General features: G+C 43.0%; 17 protein-coding genes and 1 pseudogene. 16 read left to right on the top strand and 2 right to left on the bottom strand.

The window, feature by feature from the left end; genetic code table 11:
* Nucleotides 1–16 precede the first annotated feature (16 nt).
* From DW959_RS11370 to DW959_RS11325, 10 genes are all read left to right on the top strand, one after another.
* The gene (locus tag DW959_RS11370) at nt 17–340 is read left to right on the top strand and encodes a DUF6110 family protein (protein WP_021944950.1); all 324 of its coding nucleotides are present in this window, start codon (nt 17–19) and stop codon (nt 338–340) included.
* Nucleotides 341–369: 29 nt separating this feature from the next.
* On the top strand, nt 370–2,451 hold the full coding sequence (locus tag DW959_RS11365; RefSeq protein WP_021944949.1) for a heavy metal translocating P-type ATPase: 2,082 nt from the start codon (nt 370–372) through the stop codon (nt 2,449–2,451).
* Nucleotides 2,452–2,548: 97 nt separating this feature from the next.
* A complete protein-coding gene (locus DW959_RS11360) occupies nt 2,549–3,112 on the top strand; it encodes a TetR/AcrR family transcriptional regulator C-terminal domain-containing protein (protein ID WP_021944948.1) in 564 nt (187 codons plus the stop codon).
* Nucleotides 3,113–3,350: 238 nt separating this feature from the next.
* Nucleotides 3,351–5,633: an efflux RND transporter permease subunit gene (locus tag DW959_RS11355; protein ID WP_118616201.1), complete on the top strand. Its 2,283-nt coding sequence runs from the start codon at nt 3,351–3,353 to the stop codon at nt 5,631–5,633.
* Between the two features lie 20 nt (nt 5,634–5,653).
* Nucleotides 5,654–7,969, top strand: a complete 2,316-nt coding sequence (locus DW959_RS11350; RefSeq protein ID WP_021944946.1) for a hypothetical protein — start codon at nt 5,654–5,656, stop codon at nt 7,967–7,969.
* Between the two features lie 618 nt (nt 7,970–8,587).
* Nucleotides 8,588–9,211 (top strand): TetR/AcrR family transcriptional regulator, encoded by a 624-nt coding sequence (locus DW959_RS11345; RefSeq protein WP_118616199.1) that lies wholly within the window; start codon nt 8,588–8,590, stop codon nt 9,209–9,211.
* A 99-nt stretch (nt 9,212–9,310) separates the two neighbouring features.
* Nucleotides 9,311–10,012 carry an ABC transporter ATP-binding protein gene (locus DW959_RS11340; protein WP_118616197.1) on the top strand — a complete coding sequence of 234 codons (702 nt, stop codon included), beginning with the start codon at nt 9,311–9,313 and terminating at the stop codon, nt 10,010–10,012.
* Between the two features lies 1 nt (nt 10,013).
* Nucleotides 10,014–12,524, top strand: coding sequence for an ABC transporter permease (locus DW959_RS11335; RefSeq protein WP_118616195.1), 2,511 nt, complete (start codon nt 10,014–10,016; stop codon nt 12,522–12,524).
* Between the two features lie 529 nt (nt 12,525–13,053).
* A complete protein-coding gene (locus DW959_RS11330; protein WP_117822094.1) occupies nt 13,054–14,343 on the top strand; it encodes a dihydroorotase in 1,290 nt (429 codons plus the stop codon).
* Nucleotides 14,344–14,405: 62 nt separating this feature from the next.
* Nucleotides 14,406–15,398, top strand: coding sequence for a Gfo/Idh/MocA family oxidoreductase (locus tag DW959_RS11325; RefSeq protein WP_117822093.1), 993 nt, complete (start codon nt 14,406–14,408; stop codon nt 15,396–15,398).
* Here DW959_RS11325 and DW959_RS11320 read toward each other — a convergent pair.
* The gene (locus tag DW959_RS11320; RefSeq protein ID WP_161117541.1) at nt 15,381–16,133 is read right to left on the bottom strand and encodes a helix-turn-helix transcriptional regulator; all 753 of its coding nucleotides are present in this window, start codon (nt 16,131–16,133) and stop codon (nt 15,381–15,383) included. The genes DW959_RS11325 and DW959_RS11320 overlap by 18 nt on opposite strands.
* 242 nt (nt 16,134–16,375) lie before the next feature.
* Between DW959_RS11320 and DW959_RS11315 the strand changes: the two genes are divergently transcribed.
* The 4 genes from DW959_RS11315 (at nt 16,376) to aguB (ending at nt 21,183) form a co-directional block, all read left to right on the top strand.
* The gene (locus DW959_RS11315) at nt 16,376–16,993 is read left to right on the top strand and encodes a cytidylate kinase-like family protein (RefSeq protein WP_021944939.1); all 618 of its coding nucleotides are present in this window, start codon (nt 16,376–16,378) and stop codon (nt 16,991–16,993) included.
* A gap of 183 nt (nt 16,994–17,176) precedes the next feature.
* Nucleotides 17,177–18,532 carry a Na+/H+ antiporter NhaC family protein gene (locus tag DW959_RS11310; RefSeq protein ID WP_117785683.1) on the top strand — a complete coding sequence of 452 codons (1,356 nt, stop codon included), beginning with the start codon at nt 17,177–17,179 and terminating at the stop codon, nt 18,530–18,532.
* A gap of 20 nt (nt 18,533–18,552) precedes the next feature.
* Nucleotides 18,553–20,202, top strand: a complete 1,650-nt coding sequence (locus DW959_RS11305; RefSeq protein ID WP_117822091.1) for an amidohydrolase — start codon at nt 18,553–18,555, stop codon at nt 20,200–20,202.
* 126 nt (nt 20,203–20,328) lie between these two features.
* Nucleotides 20,329–21,183: an N-carbamoylputrescine amidase gene (aguB, locus tag DW959_RS11300; protein ID WP_117822090.1), complete on the top strand. Its 855-nt coding sequence runs from the start codon at nt 20,329–20,331 to the stop codon at nt 21,181–21,183.
* Here aguB and DW959_RS11295 read toward each other — a convergent pair.
* A pseudogene (locus tag DW959_RS11295) lies at nt 21,184–21,467 on the bottom strand (DUF1294 domain-containing protein). It lies immediately after the preceding gene.
* A gap of 194 nt (nt 21,468–21,661) precedes the next feature.
* On the opposite strand from DW959_RS11295, the gene DW959_RS11290 reads away from it, so the two are divergent.
* Both DW959_RS11290 and DW959_RS11285 read left to right on the top strand, forming a co-directional pair.
* Nucleotides 21,662–22,165, top strand: a complete 504-nt coding sequence (locus tag DW959_RS11290; protein WP_117822088.1) for a GNAT family N-acetyltransferase — start codon at nt 21,662–21,664, stop codon at nt 22,163–22,165.
* Nucleotides 22,166–22,450: 285 nt separating this feature from the next.
* Entirely contained in the window at nt 22,451–23,134 is a 684-nt protein-coding gene (locus tag DW959_RS11285) for a hypothetical protein (protein ID WP_021944933.1), read from the top strand.
* Nucleotides 23,135–23,152 lie beyond the last annotated feature (18 nt).

Raw genomic sequence — 23,152 nt, 5'->3', positions numbered from 1 at the left:
CAGGAGGTAAATTATCATGGATATTAAGAAAGTTGGAATATTTGCAGCAGGTTTATTGTTTGGTACGGCAGGTATCAAGGTATTATCAAGCAAGGATGCAAAGAAGGTTTACACAAACTGTACAGCAGCGGCTCTTCGTGCAAAGAAGTGTGTTATGAACACAGCTACAACCATTCAGGAAAATGTAGATGACATTTACCAGGGCGCTAAGCAGATCAATGCAGATCGTGAAGCAGAAGAAGATGTCGTTGTAGAAGATATTCCTGCAGAGACAGCAGAAGAAACTGCTGAGTGCGCATGTGAAGCTGCAGCAGAAAATACAGAAGCAGTAGAGGCATAAGAAAAATTTAGATAAGAGGATGAGCTGAATTGAAATTCATAATAAAAGATAAGATGAAGGGCAGACTGCGTGTGCATATGTGTCAGAATCATATGTCATATGAAGAAGCTGATATTCTTTTATATTATCTGGAGTCTTTTGAACCGGTCAGCTCGGCAAAGGTGTATGACCGGACGGCGGATGCAGTGATCTGTTATACGGGAAATCCGGATATCATTATCGACAGACTTCGCAGATTTCATTATGAAGATGTAAAAGTCCCAAATGGTTATCTGGAACGAAGCGGCAGAGAGACGAATGCGATGTATCAGGAGAAGCTGATCGATAAGATTATCTTCCATTATGCAAGAAAGTGGCTTCTGCCATATCCGATATCAGCAGCTTATACAGGTCTGATGTCTGTTAAGTATATCTGGAAAGGCGTTAAGACTCTGACAAAGGGCAAGATCGAAGTTCCGGTGCTGGATGCAACATCCATTGGAGTATCTGTCTTACGAGGGGATATGAAGACTGCAGGTTCGATCATGTTCCTGCTCGGAATCGGTGAACTGCTTGAGGAGTGGACACATAAGAAGTCGGTCGATGACCTGGCACGTACGATGTCATTAAATGTCGGAAAAGTGTGGTTAAAGACAGAGAATAACGAGATATTGGTTGATTCTGATACGATTGCAAAAGGAGATCATGTCGTTGTCAATGTCGGAACGATCATTCCGTTTGACGGAACTGTCTGTGATGGTGAAGCAATGGTGAATCAGGCATCACTTACCGGAGAATCCGTATCCGTCAGACGTACGGCAGGAAATGTCGTATATGCCGGAACAGTGGTAGAAGAAGGCTCGCTCATAATAGAAGTAAAAGAGGTATCCGGTTCCAGCCGATATGAGAAGATTGCGCAGATGATCGATGAGTCTGAGAAACTGAAATCCAATCTGGAGGGCAAGGCAGAGCATCTGGCAGACCGTTTGGTGCCGTACAGCTTAGGTGGTACGATACTTACCTATCTGCTTACAAGAAATGTAACAAAAGCCCTTGCGATCCTGATGGTTGATTATTCCTGTGCATTGAAGCTTGCTATGCCTGTATCGGTATTATCGGCGATCCGTGAGGCAGGAAACCGTAAGATTACAGTCAAAGGCGGAAAGTATCTGGAAGCGGTAGCAGAAGCGGATACGATCGTATTTGATAAGACCGGAACACTGACAAAGGCACAGCCTACAGTTGCGGGAGTCGTTTCCTTTAACGGAACAAGTGAAAACGAATTGCTTCGTATCGCTGCCTGTCTGGAAGAGCATTTTCCACATTCAATCGCAAAAGCCGTAGTGGATGCGGCAAAACGAAAAAATCTGGATCATGAAGAGATGCATTCAGAAGTAAAATATATCGTAGCGCATGGAATCTCGACAACAATTGGGGATTCCAAGGCGATCATCGGCAGTTATCATTTTGTATTTGAGGACGAAAAATGTACGATACCGGAGGGGATGGAAGAAGTATTTGAGAATCTTCCGGCGGAATATTCCCACCTCTATCTGGCGATCGATAACGAGCTTGCGGCAGCAATCCTGATTGAGGATCCGTTAAGGGAAGAATCTGCAGATATTGTAGAACGGTTAAAGTCGGTTGGAATCTCCAAGGTCGTTATGATGACCGGTGATTGTGAACGGACTGCAAAGGCGATCGCAGAGCATGTCGGTGTCGATGAATATTATTCAGAGGTACTGCCGGAGGATAAGGCTGCATTTGTAGATCGAGAGAAGGCAGCGGGCAGAAAGGTTATCATGATCGGTGATGGTATCAATGATTCACCGGCACTTTCAGCAGCAGATGCAGGCATCGCGATCAGTGATGGTGCGGAGATTGCCAGAGAGGTCGCAGATATTACGATCGATGCGGACAGTCTGGATGAGATTGTGACATTGAAGATACTTGCAAATCTTCTTATGAAACGGATTCACAGAAATTATCGTTTTATCGTAGGGTTTAATACCGGGCTGATCGTGCTTGGAGTTGCGGGTGTGATCGCACCGACAACATCTGCACTTCTGCATAATACATCAACCTTGATGATCGGATTAAACAGCATGAAAGACATGTTGCCCGAGTTATAATAGATGTGCTATACTATCTCCATGTGTTTCAGGTGCGGAAGAAAATCTGCATTTTAGACATATGGGGATATTATTATATAGAAAGAGTTATACGAATATGCCGGAATCAAATCTTACAAAGAAAGCGATTGCATTAAGTGCAAAAGAACTGACCAAAGAGAAACCATATGACAAAATATCGATCAGTGATATTGCAGACCGATGCGGAATCAAGAGACAGACATTTTACTATCATTTTCAAGATAAATACGAACTGTTGGTCTGGATCTATTTTAATGAATTATTTGCTCCTAATATGGAGGACATATCCTTAGAGAACTGGGATGAGAAATTAGGCGCGATCCTCACACAGATGCAGGAGGAGAAAAAGTTCTATATTAACACGATCAAACATGCAGAGGATTATATTATCCAGTATATGCTTGAGGTTGCAGAACAGACCTTTGAAGAGGCAATTGATAAGTTAGACGAGAAATCTCATCTGAAAAACGAGGAACGTGGTATATTTGCCCGGTTCTTCGCATATGGGATCTGTGGGATTATCGTTGAATGGGCAAAGGGTGGCATGAAGATGGCACCGGAGAAGCTGGCTGATTATATGAGGGAGATGCTTGAGAAGTGTAAGCAGGCAGTCTATATATCCGATCATGACAGACAGTAGCAGAAGCCGGGCAGACCTTGGTGTACAGACAGTACAGAAAATGATAGAATTTATCAGGTATTCAGGCTTTTTTTATACTTATTTTAGAATTCGTTTTGACATTTCCGGATAAATGTCAAAAAAATTGTCAACCCTAAAATCTTGTATAATTACAAACAAACAAAATAATCATATTCTATGAACGGAAACAAGAAAAAGGTTTCCGTTCATTTTTTGTATTAACGAAAGGATTGATTCTATGAACAAATTTGGAAAGGCGATTGTAAAGCTTCGTGTACCGATCTTAATTATCAGTATCCTGCTTTTGATCCCGGCAGCGATTGGTTTCTTGAAAACCAGAGTAAACTATGATGTACTTTCATATTTACCAAAGGATATCGAAACCATGAAAGGTCAGGACATTCTGGCGGATGATTTCGGAACGGGTGCTTTCTCCCTGTGCCTGGTAGAAGGGATGGACGATAAAGATGTCGTCAAATTAAAAAAACAAATGGAACAGGTAGACAATGTTGATTCTGTAATCTGGTATGACTCGATTATGGATATTTCTATTCCGGATGAGATTTTACCGAAAGATATCAGAGAGGCATATCGTAATGATGATTGTACGATGATGGCAATTATCTTTAAAACAACAATGTCTTCCGATGAGACAATGGAAGCGATCACTCAGATCAGAAAGCTTGCAAGTAAGCAGTGTTTCATCAGCGGAATGTCAGCCGTTGTTACGGATACCAAGGATCTGTGTGATAAAGAGGTTCCAATCTATGTAACCATAGCAGTTATCTTATCGCTGATCGTATTATCACTGACTATGGATTCCTTCCTCGTACCGATCTTTTTCTTATTAAGTATCGGTATGGCGATTGTATATAACTTGGGAACAAATGTATTTAAAGGAGAGATCTCTTACATAACACAGGCACTTACCGCAGTCCTGCAGTTGGGTGTAACGATGGACTACTCGATCTTCCTGTGGCACAGTTATCAGGAAGAGAAAAAAGTAAATGGCAAAGAGAATAAAGAAGCTATGGCAGATGCGATCGCTTCCACCTTCTCATCTGTTATCGGTAGTTCGATCACAACAGTAGCAGGTTTCGTTGCACTGTGCTTCATGACCTTTACCTTAGGCCTTGACCTTGGTATCGTTATGGCAAAGGGTGTCGTTATCGGTGTTATCTGTTGTGTAACCGTACTCCCATCCATGATCCTGATCTTTGATAAGCCGATTGAAAAGACCTGTCACAGATCTTTACTTCCTAAGTTTGATAAGCTTAGCAAATTTATCGTGAATAAGTACTGGATCTTCCATATCTTATTCCTGATCCTTCTGGTTCCTGCGTTATATGGTTATACACATACAGATGTTTACTATAACCTCGACAGCTCATTACCGGAGGATCTTCCAAGTATTCAGGCAAACCAGAAGCTGGAAGAAGAATTCAATATGAACTCTACACATATGATCCTGCTTGACAGCAATCTGGATGAAAAGAGTATTAATAAAGTTATTTCAGAAATTAAGACTGTCAAGGGTGTTAAGACTGTACTTGGTCTGGAATCTGTAGTTGGTCCTATGATTCCACAGAGTATGATTCCACAGGATTTGAAATCCAAGCTTGACAATGGCGAATGGAAGCTGATGTTAGTCATGTCAGAATACAAAGTAGCAAGTGATGAAGTAAATACACAGTGTGATGAGATCAATACGATTCTTCACAAATATGACAGTAAGGGTATGCTGATCGGTGAAGCTCCTTGTACAAAGGATCTGATCGAGATCACAGATAAGGATTTTAACACAGTAAGTACCGTATCCATCGGTGTTATCCTGCTGATCATATTATTCGTCTTCAAATCCGTATCACTTCCGATCATTCTGGTATGTGTAATCGAATTTGCAATCTTTATCAATATGGGTATTCCTGCATTTACAAATACAACATTACCATTCATCGCATCCATCGTTATCGGTACGATCCAGCTTGGTTCTACCGTTGACTATGCGATCCTGATGACAACAAGATATAAGAGAGAGAGAAGTAATGGCCTTGCTAAGAAAGAAGCAGTTACAGTTGCACTTCAGACATCTATGATTTCCATTATCGTAAGCGCATTAAGCTTCTTTGCCGCAACCTTCGGTGTTGGCTGTTACTCAGAGATCGATATGATCAGTTCTTTATGTACGTTGATGGCAAGAGGAGCTATCATCAGTATGTTTGTCGTCATCTTCCTGCTTCCTGCAGCGTTGATGTTATTCGATAAGCTGATCATCCATACAACAATCGGATTCAAGGGTATTACCGGCAAACAGAAAGTAGCTTATGCCGGAGCGGGAAATGTTGATCTGGCTTCGGAACAGAAAACGGCAGATGATGATGATTTCCTGAATGAAGACAGACCATTTGCAAAGAAGAAATCCGGAAACTTTGATAACTATGATTTTGATGACAGTTACAGTGACGATGATAAATATATAGATGTAAATAATGATTCCAATGGTCCTGCTGACCGGCAGTAGTAAATTAGGAGGTAATTAGTATGAGTTATAAAAATATGAAAGCAAGAAAAAGATTTATGGCGATCGCTCTGAGTGGTGCAATGATGTTATCCGTTACAGGCTGTGGTAGTACAGCAACAGGAGATGTACAGACATTAGAGAACCCGGAGATCATGAGTAAGAGCGATGAAGAATTGTCAGATGTACTTGAGAATTCTGTCGGACTTTCCGAGAATACAGACAGTGATAAAGATGAAACCGTTTACGTTATTGCTGATGCAGCAGGTAATAAGCAGGACGTTATCGTCAGTGAGTGGTTAAAGAACACAGATGGTGAGGCAACCATTAAGGATAGCAGTAACCTGACTGATATCGAGAATGTAAAAGGCGACGAGACATTTACAGAGAATAATGGAGAACTTGTATGGAAGGCAGATGGCAATTCCATTTATTATCAGGGCAAGTCAGAGGAGCAGGTTCCTGTAGAAGTTAAAGTTACTTATTATCTGGATGATCAGGAGATCACACCGGATCAGCTGGCAGGCAAGAGCGGCAAGGTAAAGATGAGATTTGAATATGTCAATAATTCAAAGAGTGGAGATGTATATACTCCTTTCCTGATGGCGACCGGTATGATCTTATCAAATGACAAATTCTCAGATATCAAGGTTGAGAATGGTCAGGTTGTAAATGATGGAAACAACAGTATCGTTGTTGGTATGGGTATGCCCGGCCTTCAGGACAGCCTGGATCTGCAGAAGTTAGATGTTGAGATTCCGGATTACTTTGAGGTTACAGCAGACTGTACAGATTTCTCTCTGGACATGACAATGACAGTTGCTTCTACCGGATTCTTATCCAAGGACAGCGATAACAAGGATCTGAAGGATGCTGAATCTGATATCAACGAACTGATCGACACATACAGCGATGGTATGAATTCCCTCGTTGAAGGAATTACAGAATATACAGATGGTGTATCTTCCGTATCCGATGGTGTTGGTCAGGTAAAGGATGGCGCAGACAGCTTATATCAGGGTTCCTTAACTCTGGCACAGGGTGTTGATTCTGCAACAACAGGTGCTGGTACATTAAAAGCAGCATTTGAAGGTGAAAATGGTATCTTATCCGGTTCCAAGCAGATCAGCGATGGACTTGCAACATTAAACAAAGCTGTAAAGGGAATCGAACTTCCAACCAAGACAGAATTAAGTGATAAAGAAAAGAAAGCAATCAAGAGCACGATCACAGAAAATATTACAAATAACCTGACAGCAAACAAGGATAAGATCGCAGATGGTGTTGATAAGGATGCTGTAACAGCAGAGGCACAGAAGAATGGTAAAGCAGCAGCACCTTCTAAGGAATCCGTTGTAAAAGAAGCACAGGCAGCAGCGCCTTCCGCTGATACAGTTGCAGCAGAAGCACAGGCAGCAGCACCTTCCGCTTCTACGGTAGCAGCAGAGGCACAGGCAGCAGCACCTTCATCATCAACAGTAGCATCCGAAGCATCTGGTCAGTTTGCAACTTATTTCCAGGAATTTGTATCTGCTTATACACAGATGACAGGTTCCCAGCCGGATGATGCAACACTTGCTGCATTACAGGGAGCATTTGCAACTGCATATGGTGATGTATATGGAGCAGCTTATAAGTCAGGATATGGTACAGCTTATGGTTCCGGTTACAAATCCGGTTACGGTACAGCTTATGGCACAGCTTATACATCCGGCTACAGCACAGCATACGGTACAGCATATACCAATGCTTTCACAGCAGGTTATGGCAGTGCATATGGTACAGCTTATAAGTCAGGATATGGTACAGCTTATGTAGAAGGTTATAAGTCAGGATATGCAACAGCATATCAGGATGGTCTTTCCTATGGTGCGAATCTGGTACTTGGCAAGCTGAGTTCATTCTCCGGACAGATCACAACTCTGAAGAAGAGTGTAGACGCTCTGGCAACTGGTGCATCAGCACTGAACACAGGTCTTGGCAAGGTATATACAGGCACTTCTGATCTGTATAATGGTATGGTTAAGTTGAATGGTGGTGCAGGCAGCCTTACAAAGGGTGCAAATACTCTGAAAGAAGGCGCAGGCACATTAAAGGATGGCGCATCAAAGCTGACAGATGCAAGTGGTGACTTAAAGGATGGCAGTAAGCAGTTATCAGATGGTACAGATAAGATCGTTGATGCAGTAAATGACGCAGAAAAGGATCTGGATTCTCTGTCAGAAAAGTGCGATAAGGTCATCAAGGCCGGTGAAGCTTATGAATCCTTCGGTGGAATCTCAGATGATATGAAGGGTAGTGTTAAGTTTATCATCAAGACCGATTCAATCAGCAAATAATTAATAAATGAAAATCGTTTGCCCTATAAAAAGCATTGGTTGGATTTTGTTTACGATTTAAGACAAAAGGATACCTTGTTAGGACATCCGAAGTAGGAAAAAAGAATATAGTTTGACATAGGGGCTCCGGTTTCGCATGTTTTTCAATGAATCAATCCTTGAATATATGCCGGAGCCCTTTTTTGTGGGGGTGATACAGGAGGCATGTTGACCGAATAAAGCCCTTTGTATGAAACATACTTATTTTTCTATTTGAAACACATGCCTGATTCGCGTCTGTTCCGTGCAAACTCGCTCTTCGAGCTCAGACATGCACCCACAGACGCTGGCAATGTGTTTCGCATAACGAAAAATGCGTAATTGTTCACATACAAAGGGTTTATTCGGTCAACATGCCTCCTGTACCAATACCAGCTATGAAATTTTTAATTTTTGAGTCTTTCAAGTTATAGCCATAATTGTTGAGTGTTCAGGCAGACATGTTTTTTGCCTGTTACTTGTGTCAATCATAAAATGTTAGGAAAGGGGTTGACAGGATATTGATTATAATGTAACATAACAATGTTATGTGAATGACTGCTCATATGTTTGAATGATAGAATTGGTGGTGATCGACGCATGAAGGATGAAAGAGAGACAAAGGAAAAGCTGCTTGCCAGTGCAGAGCATGAATTTATGGAGAAGGGCTATCAGGGCGCATCCCTTCGTAATATCTGTAAGAATGCAGGTGTGACGACCGGTGCATTATATTTTTTCTTTAAAGATAAAGATGATATATTTGCTTCACTGGTGGCACCGGTGCTTGGAAGTATCCGTACGATGATGGAAGCACATATGCAGCAGGAGTTGCAGGAGGTAAAAGGCGAGCTTCAGGAGGGGAAGGATGATTTCAGCGATGACATCTATGCATCCCGGCGGATCATTCATGAACTGTATCAGAATTATGACCGGGTACAGCTTCTGCTGACAAAGAGTCAGGGATCAAGTCTTGCAGGATGTATTGATGAATTTGTGGCATTTACAGAGAAGAATTACCGGATGCTGGCAGACGCACAGGCAAAGGTGTGTGGAGTTACTGCACCGGATGATTATACGATACACTGGATGGCACATATGCAGATCGATGCATTTGTCCATCTGCTGACACATGAACCCAATGAAGAAAAAGCAGTTGCCCATCTGGGAGACATATTGAAATATCTGCTTGCCGGATGGTATGCACTGTTTCAGAGAGATGAATAGATAACAAAAAGCTATGTGAAATTTTATTTTGCATAGCTAAAAAAATGATAACAACATAACGGTGTTATGTAAGCGAAAAAATAACAGGAGGAAGCGAGTATGTATTTAGAGGTATCAGATGTAAAAAAAAGTTATGGAGAAGGTGGAAGCTACATACAGGTTTTAAAGGGAGTATCCCTTCAGGTAAAGCAGGGCGATATGTGTGTCATTCAGGGAACCAGTGGTTCCGGTAAGTCTACGTTATTGAACTGTATCGGTGGACTGGATACGATCGAATCCGGTTCAATCAAGGTAGACGGAATCGAGATCGCAGGCATGAAAGCAGATGAATTATCTGACTACCGAAGAGATTATCTGGGATTTATCTTCCAGTTTTATAATCTGGTACCGAACCTTACCGTGCGGGAGAATATACAGGTCTGTGAATATCTGACAGATCAGCCGCTTAATATGGATGAGCTGCTTGAGATACTGGGACTGACAGAGCATCAGAATAAGTTTCCGGCACAGTTGTCCGGTGGTCAGCAGCAGAGATGTGCGATCGCAAGAGCACTGATCAAAAATCCGAAGCTGCTCTTATGTGATGAACCGACTGGAGCACTCGATTCCAAGACATCAAGGGATATCCTGATCCTTCTGGAGAAGATCAATGCGACCTATGGAACGACAATGCTGATCGTAACACATAATAATTCCATTAAGAATATGGTCGATCAGGTCGTGATCGTAAAGGATGGTCAGATCAGGAAAGATTATTACAATGAGACAAAGGTACCGGCAGCAGAATTGGAGGATTTATAAGATGCAGAAAGTATTGAGAAAAAGGATTTGGAGAGATTTCAAAAGCAACCTTCCAAGATATCTGGCATTGTCCCTTCTGATCATACTTGCCATGTATCTGGTAGTCAGTCTGGTCGGTGCGGCAGAAACGATCATTCGCGGAAGTGAGAATGCTGACAGCAGACAGTGTGTTGAGGATGGAGATTTTTCACTGTTCGTACCGATGAAGGATGAAGAAATGGAAGATTTGGAGGCGGATGGAGTGACGATCGAGCCACAGTTCTATATGGACTATGAGATTGACGAAGATCACACGATCCGTATCTTTGCAAACAGGGATGAGGTCAACAGGATCGATCTGGTAAAGGGCACACTTGCAGAAAAGGAAAATGAGCTGGTGGTAGAACGCCAGTTTGCAGAGAAGAATGATATATCAGCAGGTGATGTGATTACATTTGGCGGACGGGAATTTACCGTTACCGGAATCGGTACAACACCGGATTATGATAACGTATTAAAATCTCTGGGAGATACCGGATGTGACTGCCTGCATTTTGGTACGGGATTTGTTGCAGCTGATGTATACGATACACTTCGTGCGGAAGAAAAAAGTATAAAGTCAGAGGAATATTATTATGCATACCGGTTAAATGGTGCTATGACGGATGATGAATTAAAAGACCGCTTGGAGAAGCTGGAATTTACATCCGGAGATGTAGAAGATCCGTTTTTTCAGGAATACTGGGATCGTACGATGGGAAAGAAGGACGATCTGACAGATGGTATTCAGGAGCTGTTAGATGGAGCAAAAGAGTTAAAGGAGCTTAAGGCATTTGAAGATGGAATTATAGAATATACAGACGGAACAAAAGAAGCTGAAGATGGTTCCAATGAACTGCTGGATGGTATTCAGGAGTTAAAGGATGAGACAGATGATATGATCGATGACATCTTCTCAGAGGATGCACAGAACCTTATGACTTTTGTAAAGGCAGGGGATAATGCGAGAATTCAGGCGGCTTCCGGTGATCAGGAATTATACCGGAGCGTTGGTACGATCGCAGGTGCGATCCTGTTGATCCTGATCTCTTATGTATTATCAGTGTTCGTTGTACATTCGATCGATCAGGAAAGTGCCGTTATTGGTGCGTTATATGCACTTGGGGTAAAGAGAAAGAATCTGATGGCACATTATGTAACACTCCCGACTGTGATCACATTTGTTTCAGGTCTGATCGGAACACTGCTTGGATATTCAAGCCTTGGTGTGCCAATCCAGATGCAGGACTGCTACAACTATTATTCCCTTCCGGATCTGGATGTTATCTATATGCCATATCTGTTCATTTATGGAATCGTGGTTCCACCGGTTATTTCTATAATCGTTAATTCACTGGTTATCCGAAAGAGGCTGTCGAAGCCGGTTCTTACAATGATCAGGAATGAGCAGAAGGTTGGTAATGGTAAGGATATAAAGCTTGGAAATATGAGCTTCATGAATCTGTTCAAGATCCGCCAGATGCTTCGTGAGAGCCGTACCGGATTTACGGTAGTATTTGGAATGTTTGTAAGTCTTCTGCTGGCGATGATGTCACTGGAGATATATACTTACTGTGCGAATGTAAATCGTGATTATGTAAATGATACAAAGTATGAGTATATGTATACCTACAAATATCCGACAGAGGAAGTTCCGGAAGGTGGATATGAGGCATATGCAAAGACACTGAAAAAGAAAATTTACGGTTACAACTTTGACATAACAGTTATGGGACTGACAGAGAATAATCCGTTCTTTGATGTGGATCTGTCAGATTCATCCAGTAAGGTTGCGATCAGTTCTTCGATCGCTTACAAATACGGTCTGGATGTTGGTGATACTCTGACACTAAAGGATGATGAAGCAGATAAGATCTATGCATTTGAGATCGCATCTGTTGCGCAGTATGCTCCATCCTTTATGGTATTTATGCCATATGACAAGGCGCTTGAGTTATTCGACGAACCGGAGGATTATTTCAATGTTGTATTTTCCGACCATGCACTCGATGTCGAGACCGGAAGATTATATGCAACAACGACAAAGACCGATGTGAAGAAGGCTGCCGGTATCTTCTCGGATATAATGCAGGGAATGATCCTTACAATTGGAGGAGTATCTGTTCTGATCTTCATTGTTGTTATGTATCTGATGATGAAGGTTATGATAGATCGGTCTTCTTTCAACATTGCGTTGATTAAGATCTTCGGATACCGGAATAAGGAAGTGAAGAAGATGTATCTGGATGGTAATTTCTATATCATAACGATAGGAGCATTGATTTCGATTCCACTGACCAAATGGATCATGGATGTGGCTTATGAGCCTGCCTTTGTTCCGAATATTGCCTGCGGTATCGACAAGTCCTTCCCATTCTGGATGTACCTTGCCATCTTCGCAGGTATCCTGATCCTGTACTTCATCATCAACCATCTGCTGATCCGCAGAATCCGCAAGATGGTGCCTGCTGAAGTGCTGAAGAACAGAGAGTAGTAATTGCGAACATATAAGTTTTAATGTGAATGAGCTCGCTTGATATTACCAAGCAGGGGACGCTTTCGCTCGTTTCGGTCTGCAGCGGTACTAAGATGCCGCATATGCGCCATCTAAGGACCGGCGACCTCAAATGCCCCTGTCTCGGTAATTCAACGAACTCATTCATAATTTAAGCTGAGAAGTTCGCAATTATTCTTTTTCGCCCAGTATTATAGCTCAAACAAGCACCCGCAGACGATGGCAATGTGTTTCGCATAACGAAAAACTTCGTGAGTGTCTCATGAAGGGGGATTATGTGGAAGCAATGCCGGTTACGGGGTAAGAACCGGAAATGCTTGTTGCGTTCATATAATTGAGATGTTACAGCAGATATAAGATAAGAGCAAAAAGGCGGTTGTGTTGAAAAGACAGGTTGTGGTAAACTGGCATTGCAGGCAGGTGGACCAGGTATAGCATAAAGAGAGTCTCAGGATGGAAGTGAGATATGGCACATGCCTGCGGATAGTATATATCAGGAGGATATTGCATGTTATTAATAAAGAACGGCAGGGTCGTTGATCCTGTGACAAATACAGATCGGAAGCTGGATGTGCTGGTTGATGGTGCGGTGATCACAGAAGTGGAACAGCAGATAGATCCGGAAGCATGCAGGGAAAAGTATGGTACAGATGATGTTTGCGTGATCGATGCGGAAGGTCTGGTGGTTGCACCGGGGCTGGTCGATACACATGTACATTTCAGAGATCCGGGCTTTACTTATAAAGAGGACATCGAGACCGGAGCAGAGGCTGCCGCTTATGGCGGATTTACGACGGTTATCTGTATGGCAAATACGAAGCCGGCAGTTGATAATGTAGAGACACTTGAGTATATTCAGAGAAAAGGGGAAACGACCGGGATCCATGTGATCCAGACGGCGACCGTTACAAAGGATCTGAAGGGAAAAGAACTTGTAGATATGGAACTGCTGGCAGAACATGGTGCTGCCGGATTTACAGATGATGGTATCCCGATCATGGATGAAGAAGTCTTAACGGAGGCAATGCTTCGTGCGAAAGCGCTTGATCTGCCGATTAGTCTGCATGAAGAAGATCCTGCATTTGTAAAAGGTGCAGGTGTGAATATGGGAGCAGTATCCGAGCAGCTTGGCTATGGTGGGGCTTCCAGAACAGCAGAGGATGTCATGGTCGCAAGAGACTGTATCCTTGCCCTTCATACAGGAGCATCTGTCTGTATTCAGCATATCAGTTCCGGAAATTCCGTTGAGTTAGTAAGGCTGGCAAAGAAGCTTGGTGCGGATGTTCATGCAGAAGCAACACCACATCATTTTACACTGACAGAGGATGCAGTTCTGACCTATGGAACAATGGCAAGAATGAACCCACCGGTCAGAGAAGAAGCGGACCGGTTGAAGATCATTGAAGGTATTCAGGACGGCACGATCGATATGATCGTAACCGATCATGCACCGCACAGTGCAGAAGAAAAGGCACGTCCGATGGCACAGGCACCGAGTGGGATCACAGGCCTTGAGACATCACTGGCACTGGGAATCCGTTCACTGGTACAGCCGGGCTACATCACACTTATGAAGCTTATGGAGCTGATGAGTAAGAACCCGATGGAGTTCTACCGGATGACACCGGGCAGTATCCAGGCGGGAGCGCCGGCTGATATTGTGATATTTGGAGAAAATGAAGAATGGACCGTTGAACATTTCCATTCCAAAGCCTTGAATTCACCGTTTTTTGGTTGGACACTTCCGGGAAAGCTTCATTACACGATCTGCAACGGTAAGATCGTAGCAGAGAACTAGAACACAGGGGATACGGGTACATACAGGGAATCATACATTTTTTTGTACAGGAGGAAGAAGAAATGGCAAAAGAATTAAGATGGGCAGTACTTGGTACAGGTGTAATTGCAAATGAAATGGCACAGGCGCTGGAACAGATGGGTAAATCCTTATATGCGGTAGGAAACCGTACCCATGAGAAGGCAGTTGCATTTGCGGAGAAATATCATGTAACAAAGGTATATGATGATTTTCATGAGATGTTTACAGATCCGGAGATCGACATTATCTATATTACAACGCCGCATAATACCCACATTGAATTCCTGAGACAGGCACTTGCAAACGGCAAGCATGTATTGTGTGAGAAGTCGATCACGTTGAACAGTGATGAATTAAATGAGGCATTGCAGATTGCAGAGAAGCATCATGTGATACTGGCGGAAGCCATGACGATCTGGCATATGCCATTATATAAGAAATTATGGGAGATCGTATCATCCGGTGAACTCGGAAAAGTTCAGATGATACAGTTGAACTTTGGAAGCTATAAAGAATATGATATGAATAATCGTTTCTTTAACATCAATCTTGCCGGTGGTGCATTGCTTGATATCGGAGTATATGCACTCAGTCTGATGCGCAGCTTTATGGCAGAGACACCGGATCAGGTGATGAGTCAGGTGCGGTTCGCGCCGACAGGGACGGATGAGCAGGCAAGCATCATCCTGATGAATAAAGAACAACAGATGGCAGCTATTACGCTGTCCATGCATTCAAAGCAGCCAAAGCGTGCAATGATCAGTTGTGAAAAAGGGTATATCGAGATCATGGAATATCCAAGAGCTGATAAAGCGATTATCGTAGATGCTGCAAGCGGAGCAGTTACACCGGTAGAAGCCGGTGAAACAAAGCGTGCGCTTGAATATGAGATGCGGGATATGGAAGAAGCGGTACAGTCCGGAGATGTAAGCCGGATGCAGATGCCTTTTACCGGAGATGTCATGAACATCATGACAGACCTTCGAAAGAACTGGGGCTTAGTCTATCCGGAAGAATCAAGAAAGACGGAGTAGATCCCATTTTGATGAGGTTCCGGTCTTTCGGAAAATATTCTGTAAGTGCTTCTGGATCGTGTTCTCACTGATCCCGAGAGTGGCTGCAATCTCATCGTTATTTGCAAATGAAAAGATCAGAGACAGGATCTCTGTCTCTCGTGGAGTAAGGTCATAGCCTTTTGCAAGTGCCGGGATACGGTTTGCAAGAGCGGTATGGCCTTTCTCTTTTTCCGGATATAGGATCTGTTCATAGGTTACGTTGATATGCTTGCCAAGAGAACGGAAGAAGAACATATCATCGTCTGTAAAATCCCCATCGATCTTGGTACGAAACAGCGTCAGGATACCGGAGAATTCTCCACTGCAGATCATGCTGTACTGTAAGGAATCGTAGACATGGAATTTCTGATAACAGTGCTGATAGAGAGAAGAGTTCAGACGGACATCATCATTTACCAGATCGCTTTCTCTTACAAGCTGGGATTCCCGTACATTGTTGATCCAGAGCAGATGATCCTCACTCATATGATCGATGTAGAGCAGTTCTGCTTCATAGAAATAATCAGGAAAGCAGACCGGAGTCGGTACGATCTCAGTTCGGTTTTCCGGATTGACGGAGATAATGCTCGCATAAGTAAATGGGATCAGCAGGCGAAGTCTTGGGAGAAATTCATCTCTCAGTGCTTCATAGGATTTACATTGGTACAGCGTATATACGATATCGTTATAGATCAGAAAGTTGTTCTTTTCCATTGTGGGTCTCCTTCGCGTGAAATGATGTTGATTTTCAGGCAGATGCCAAGACTGCTTCATTTGCATAGCAAGCCATCCGGTCGAAAGTTATATAAATACAATTATATATTACAAAATACTTGTTTTCAAGTATATACTACCGAAAATGATTAGCATTTACCTCAAATTAATAATTGAAAAACAGTAGGGAATTGAGATAAGCTATAAAACGAAAAAGAGATCAGAGAAAGGAAGCGTTGCGGATGAAGGATAAAAAATATGTTATAACAATTACGAGACAGTTCGGAAGTCTTGGAAGACCAATCGCAAAACTGATGGCAGAACAACTGGGAATAGAGTATTACGACAGAGATATCGTGGATCAGGCAGCCAAGCAGTTGAAGCTTCCCGCTTCTGTTGTAGACGAAGAAGAAGAAAGCGCAAAGAAGATCTTCAAGAATCCGTTTTCCAGAATGGTACTTCCGCTTGGCGGTGGCACGAACAGTACCCAGGATGATATTTTCGATGCACAGCAGAATATCATACGATTTCTTGCAGAGAAAAGCTCATGCGTGATCGTTGGACGTTGCTCTGACTTTATTTTAAGCGAGATGGACAATGTGATGAATATATTCATCTATGCTCCGTACCCGGATCGTGTTGAGAATTGTGTGAATTCGATGGGACTGGAAATCGATGAAGCTCGTAAGATGATCGTAGCCGTTGATGAGGCGCGTGATTCCTATCACATGAATTATGCCGGATATAAGCCGGGAGACATCAATCATTGTGATATCCTGATCAACAGCAGTCTGCTCGGTGTAGAAAATACTGCAAAGTATCTGGCAGAACTGGTACGTGAGAAGTTTATCAGTGATTAATAAGGATTAGACGTAATTAAAATTAAGTAGAAACTTATCATATATAATAATTGTAAATAAGTAAATGAAATTGTAAACTAAAAGCAGTTGATACGAAGGCGTATCTGCAATGCTATAAGGCATTGCGGATGCGCTTTTTGTTGTTTTATAAGGAAAAATACAAAACGGAAAGGAAGAATGGTTATGACACATGGCTTGGTGGCACTGTTAATAGTGCTGATCGTAATTGTCGGTTCGATACTGACACATCGCTGCGAAGAATTTATGATCGGGGGTTCTCTGGTCGGCGCGGCAGTTTTATTTAAAGGTTCATTTCTGACACAATGGTGTACGATGCTTCAGGAGACGATTTCGGAAAATGTCTGGATCGTTGTAGTATGCGGATTGTTCGGCAGCCTGATCGCCTTACTTCAGACAGCAAAGGGAAATTATGGTTTTTCTAAGCTGGTTTCCAAATTATGTAATTCAGAGCGAAAGACATTACTTACCACATTTATACTTGGTATATTGATCTTTGTAGATGATTATCTGAACGTTTTATCGATCGGTGCCTGTATGAAGGGTGTTTACGATAAACGTAAGATACCGAGAGAGACACTGGCGTTCATGCTGGATTCCACAGGTGCTCCGGTCTGTGTACTTCTTCCGTTTTCAACATGGGCAGTTTTCTATGCAAGTCTGTTCATTGATCAGCCGAGTGTACAGGCATATGGATTCACCTCCGGTATGAAAGCGTACTTAAGTGCCATTCCATTTTGTTTTTATCCAATCATTATATTATTGATCGTATTTTTATTCTGTATGGGAATCATGCCAAAGCTTGGTGGTATGAAGAAAGCATATAAGCGAGTAGAGGAGACCGGCAAGGTCTACAGTGATGCCAGCAGAAAGTACAATCATGAAAACCGTGCAGGTTATGAAGAAGACGGAAATATCTGGGATTTCGTTATTCCGATGGCAGTCCTTGTAGCGATCGCCATTATCACAGGTGATCTTCTTCTGGCAGTTGTTCTTGCGATCGCATGTTGTATGCTGATGTATCTTCCAAGAAAGGTTATAGCTGTAAATGAATTCTTTGGTGTGATCGTAAAGGGATTTGCGGATATGCTTCCAACCCTTACCTTACTGGTACTTGCGTTCTTATTGCAGAAGGTAACAGAACAGCTTAACATGACAGATTATATAATCGATCTTGCACAGCCATTATTAACAGGCTCTCTGTTCCCGATGATCACATTTATCCTTGTTGCGGCGCTTTGTTTTGCAACCGGATCCTTCTGGGGCATGAGTGCAGTCGTTGCACCGATCGTATTCCCGCTTGGCGCAGCAATCTCCGCAAACCCGGTTCTGATCATGGCAGCAATTATCTCCGGTGGTGCATTTGGAAGCCATGCATGCTTCTACTGTGATGCAACGCTTCTGTCATCGAACAGTGCAGGCATTGATAATATGGAACATGCAGTATCCCAGCTCCCATATGTTATGATCGCAGCTATGTTGTCAATCGTTGGCTTCCTGATCTGTGGATTTATAGTTTAGAGTAAAAGGGGGCATGTGATATGGCAGAATATATTATAAAGAGCCGGGCAGTATTTGATGGTCGGGCGGATAGCTGTAAGCCGCTTGCTGTCTGGATCAAAGATGACAGGATAAAGAAGCTCCTGCCATATGATGAGACAAATGCCGTTCCGGCGGATGTTCCGATATACGATATGGGTGACAAGCTTGTCATGCCATCCTTTATCGATGCACATACCCATATATTTACCGGAGCGGTAGCCGCAAGTGAATATGTATGCAACACGTTGGATGCCTGCCATTCGGAACAGGAATGTGTGGAGCAGATGGCAGCATATGTAAAGGCGCATCCCGGACAGAAGCGAATCCGCGGAACTGGATGGTTTATCGGGAACTGGACGGAGGATCGTATGCCGGACAAACGAAGTCTGGATGCATATTTCCCGAATACTCCAGTATATCTGGAATGTGCGGATGCACACAGCATGTGGCTGAATTCAGCAGCACTTGCTGAAGCCGGGATCAGACCGAATCCCGATTTGGCAAATGGCATGATCGAGACTTACCCGGATGGAGAGCTTACCGGAATGTTGATCGAACCGGAAGCCTATGCGCCCGCCATGGAAAAGTTCATGGATTTTACGGATGAAGAAATGACAGAAATACACAGACATTTCAAACAGGTACTTGCGGAGAACGGAGTTGCAGGCTTAAGTGAGATGTTTGCAGAAGATTATACAGAAGAGACTTATAAGAAATATGAATTGCTGAAAAAGCTGGATGATGAAGAAGGGCTGTATGCAGATGTATATGTCTACACGAAGTTATTTGGCTATACCTCATTTGAAAAGTTCTTTGAGATGAAGGAAAAACTGGATTCCAGACATTTTCAGATCACCGGTTTAAAGGGGTTTATTGATGGGGTGACGGAGACTTATACCGGACTGCTCTTAGAGCCATATACAGACCGCCCGGATACCTGTGGGGAGAAACTTCCGCTCTGGCCGAGAGCGAAGATGCAGGAGGAGATCACTGCGGCAAATGAGGCAGGCATACAGGTCAGACTTCATTGTATCGCAGATGGTTCTGTGCGCATGGCGCTTGATATGTACGAGGAAGCGGAAAAAAGAACCGGAAGAAAGGATCTCAGAAATACGATCGAGCATATCGAAAATATTCATCCCGATGATATCAGGAGATTCAAGGAATTGGATGTCGTAGCATCGATGCAGCCATATCATCTGATCCTGTCCAATAATGATAAGATCGTGCGGCTTGGAAAGAAGCGGTGCAGATATGAATGGCCGATGAAAAGTATCACGAATACAGGAGCGGCATTTGCAGTCGGAACGGATTACCCGGTTGTGGGATTAGATCCATTTCAGACAATCTATGCGGCAGTGATCAGAAAGGATGCAGACGGAAGAATATCCGGTCAGAATCCGTGGGAGGCCATTGATATGGCGACAGTCTTAAAAGGATATACCTACGGAGCTGCTTACGTCTATCAGGCAGAAGACCGAACCGGTTCGATCGAAGAAGGCAAATGTGCAAATCTCATCGTGCTGGATCAGAATCTGTTTACGATCGATCCGGAGATGATACCGGATACCAAAGTGCTATGGAATATATTTGAGGGTCAGACGATATATGACAGACTGAATAATCTGGCAGGTGCGAGTGGAATATAAGCTGTTGAAAACAGACAACCGACAGATGATAGATTTGACGGATGTAAGTAGAAGGTAAGCCGGAAATCAATGGCAGAAAATATAGGATAAAGAAATAAGATGTTCTGATAACAGGAGGATATGAGTATGAGAAAGGTAAAGGTAGCGGCTACACAGATGAGCTGTAGCTGGAATAGAGAAGAAGTGTTAGACAAGGCGGAGAAGCTGGTTCGGAAGGCAGCAGCAGAAGGAGCAAATATTATCTTGTTACAGGAATTGTTTGAAACTCCGTATTTCTGTCAGAAGCAGAAATTCGAATATTTTGATCTGGCAAAGCCACTTTCAGAAAATGCGGCAGTAAAACGATTTACCGAGGTTGCAAAAGAGCTTCAGGTTGTTCTGCCGATCAGCTTTTATGAAAAGGCGGGAAATACAGCATTTAATACAATAGCGATCATTGATGCAGATGGAACGATCCTTGGAACATATCGTAAGACCCATATCCCGGATGGACTTCCATATGCGGAGAAGTTTTATTTTACACCGGGAGATACCGGATTTAAGGTATGGAAGACAAAATATGCAGATATCGGCGTTGGCATCTGCTGGGATCAATGGTTCCCGGAGGCTGCCAGAAGCATGGCACTTCTTGGTGCAGAGCTGTTGTTCTATCCGACTGCGATCGGAAGCGAGCCTACATTAAACATTGATTCCAAGTCACACTGGCAGCATGCAATGCAGGGACATGCAGCAGCAAATATCATGCCGGTGATCGCATCGAACCGTATCGGAACAGAGACAGATGATGAGTCTTCGATGACATTTTACGGTTCTTCCTTTATCGCAGATCAGACCGGAACAATCGTGGAGGAGGCAGACCGTGAGACAGAATCTGTGCTTGTCCATGAATTTGATCTGGATGCGATCGCACAGATGCGTAGAGAATGGGGCGTGTTCCGTGACCGCAGACCGGAGATGTACGGAACTTTGATGCACCATTAATTAAAGACATTTTATGTATAAGATCACACACATAAGTTCAAGAATGAAGATTGCAGGAAGCCCAATGTAGAATTTGGGCTTCCTGATTTTATGTCGGAACAATAGCATACCAAGAACCGCACCAAAGATTCCGAATACACCGGCAAGGATCAGGTGGCTTCCGGGATGCGCCACTTGTGGTGGATGGCTTTCCATTTGTCGATGCCATACAGGAAAAATACGATCAGATTGATCAGGATATATGTACTTAAGAATAAATGATCTTTTATCAGTTCAAATAACATATGTGGTTGTACTCCTTTCATCCGTACAGACTGCTTTCACAGAGGAGAAGTTCGTTCCTTCGCAGTTTCCAGTCAAGCAGATTTTCATTATATGCATTTTAAGATGATTTTTGTGGATTGTCTATATTTATATTCTTGAAGCCTGTTTGATACGGGCTTATAATGATGCATAAAATAAGAAAGAAGGACGAAAGATGAATATACAGATCAGAGAATATAAAGATTCAGACATACAGGAGATGAACCGCATCTGGAACCGTGTGGTAGATGATGGAGTTGCTTTTCCACAGGAGGATGACCTGACAGAGGAGACAGGCAGGGGATTCTTTGCAGGCCAGACCTATACTGCGGTGGCAGAGGATACAGACACAGGAAAGGTGCTCGGACTTTATATCCTGCATCCAAATAATGTCGGACGCTGCGGTCATATCTGCAATGCCAGCTATGCGGTAGATGCGGATGTAAGAGGATTTCATATCGGAGAGAAGTTGGTGTCTGACTGTCTGGTACAGGCAAAGGCGTATGATTATCTGGTGCTGCAGTTTAATGCGGTGGTGGCTACAAATGTGCATGCAAGACACCTCTATGAGAGGCTTGGATTTACGCAGCTTGGAACGATTCCGGGTGGTTTTCGCATGAAGGCTGGACACTATGAGGACATCTGCCCATATTACTTTGACCTGAGAACGCTACATTAGATAATTACAGCATGCAGTTAAATGTTTTGTATCGGAACATTTAAAATATTAGCATGCTGCAATTATCTTATCTGCCAAGTCTTTACGGATCAAAGTAATATGTTTAACAAAATATAATTTAAGAGCTAAGACAGTATGTGGCAGAAATATATAATGAAGAAAGCAGTATGTTTTCTTTACACAAGTCAATTAAAATGGTAAAATAATTAATGTGCGTAATAAGAACGATATAATTTATTTGATGTGTCAAATAAGACTTTAGAATAGAAATCAGGATAGATAATCATGTTTAAATATAGATTTTTTCAGGTGATCCTTGCGATCGCAGTTGTAATGCTGATCGTGTCGTCTGCGGTGTTTATCTCATTCCAGGGAGTGAATATCAGTGAGGCAGAGTACACATCAGAGATGACCGGACGAACATTTGAGACAGATGGAGCAGATGGTTCGGAAACTGCTCTGACGGAGTTCGAGGCGTGGCTGGAGTACAGCATCATTGCGGATGGACTGAAGGAAACCGGAAATAATGTTGATTTTGATAAGGGAAATGTGAAGCTTTGCGACTATAACCTGACGCAGCTTAGACAGTTGAAGAAGGTGAAGGATGAGGCGAAACGAATGATGTTCCTGTCGGTGATCCTGCTTATCATAGGATTTCTGGCAGTAAAGAAAAGACGAATGTATGAGTGTGTCGTATGGGGCGGCGTTGCAGCAAGTGTGATCGGAATAGTATCACTGATCCTGCTCGCGGTATCCGGAAGCGGCATTTTCTATGGCGTTCGTGAGATGGTATTTAAAGGCAGGTATGATGTATTTTTCTCAGGGGATGACAGACTGATCGCGCTGATCCCGGATAATCTGGGACTTCGGATGTTCCTGATCTATACAGGAGTGATACTTGCCGGACTTGTTATTACGATCATAGTACGACTGATAAGCTGGCGAAAGACACAGCCACACAAATTCTAATATATTCAGGAGGGTTAT

This window comes from Clostridium sp. AM46-21 (assembly GCF_003480025.1).
Taxonomy (GTDB): domain Bacteria; phylum Bacillota; class Clostridia; order Lachnospirales; family Lachnospiraceae; genus Coprococcus; species Coprococcus ammoniilyticus.
The sequence above is the reverse complement of the archived record's forward strand: the minus strand, read 5'-3'. Positions and strand labels throughout refer to the sequence as shown.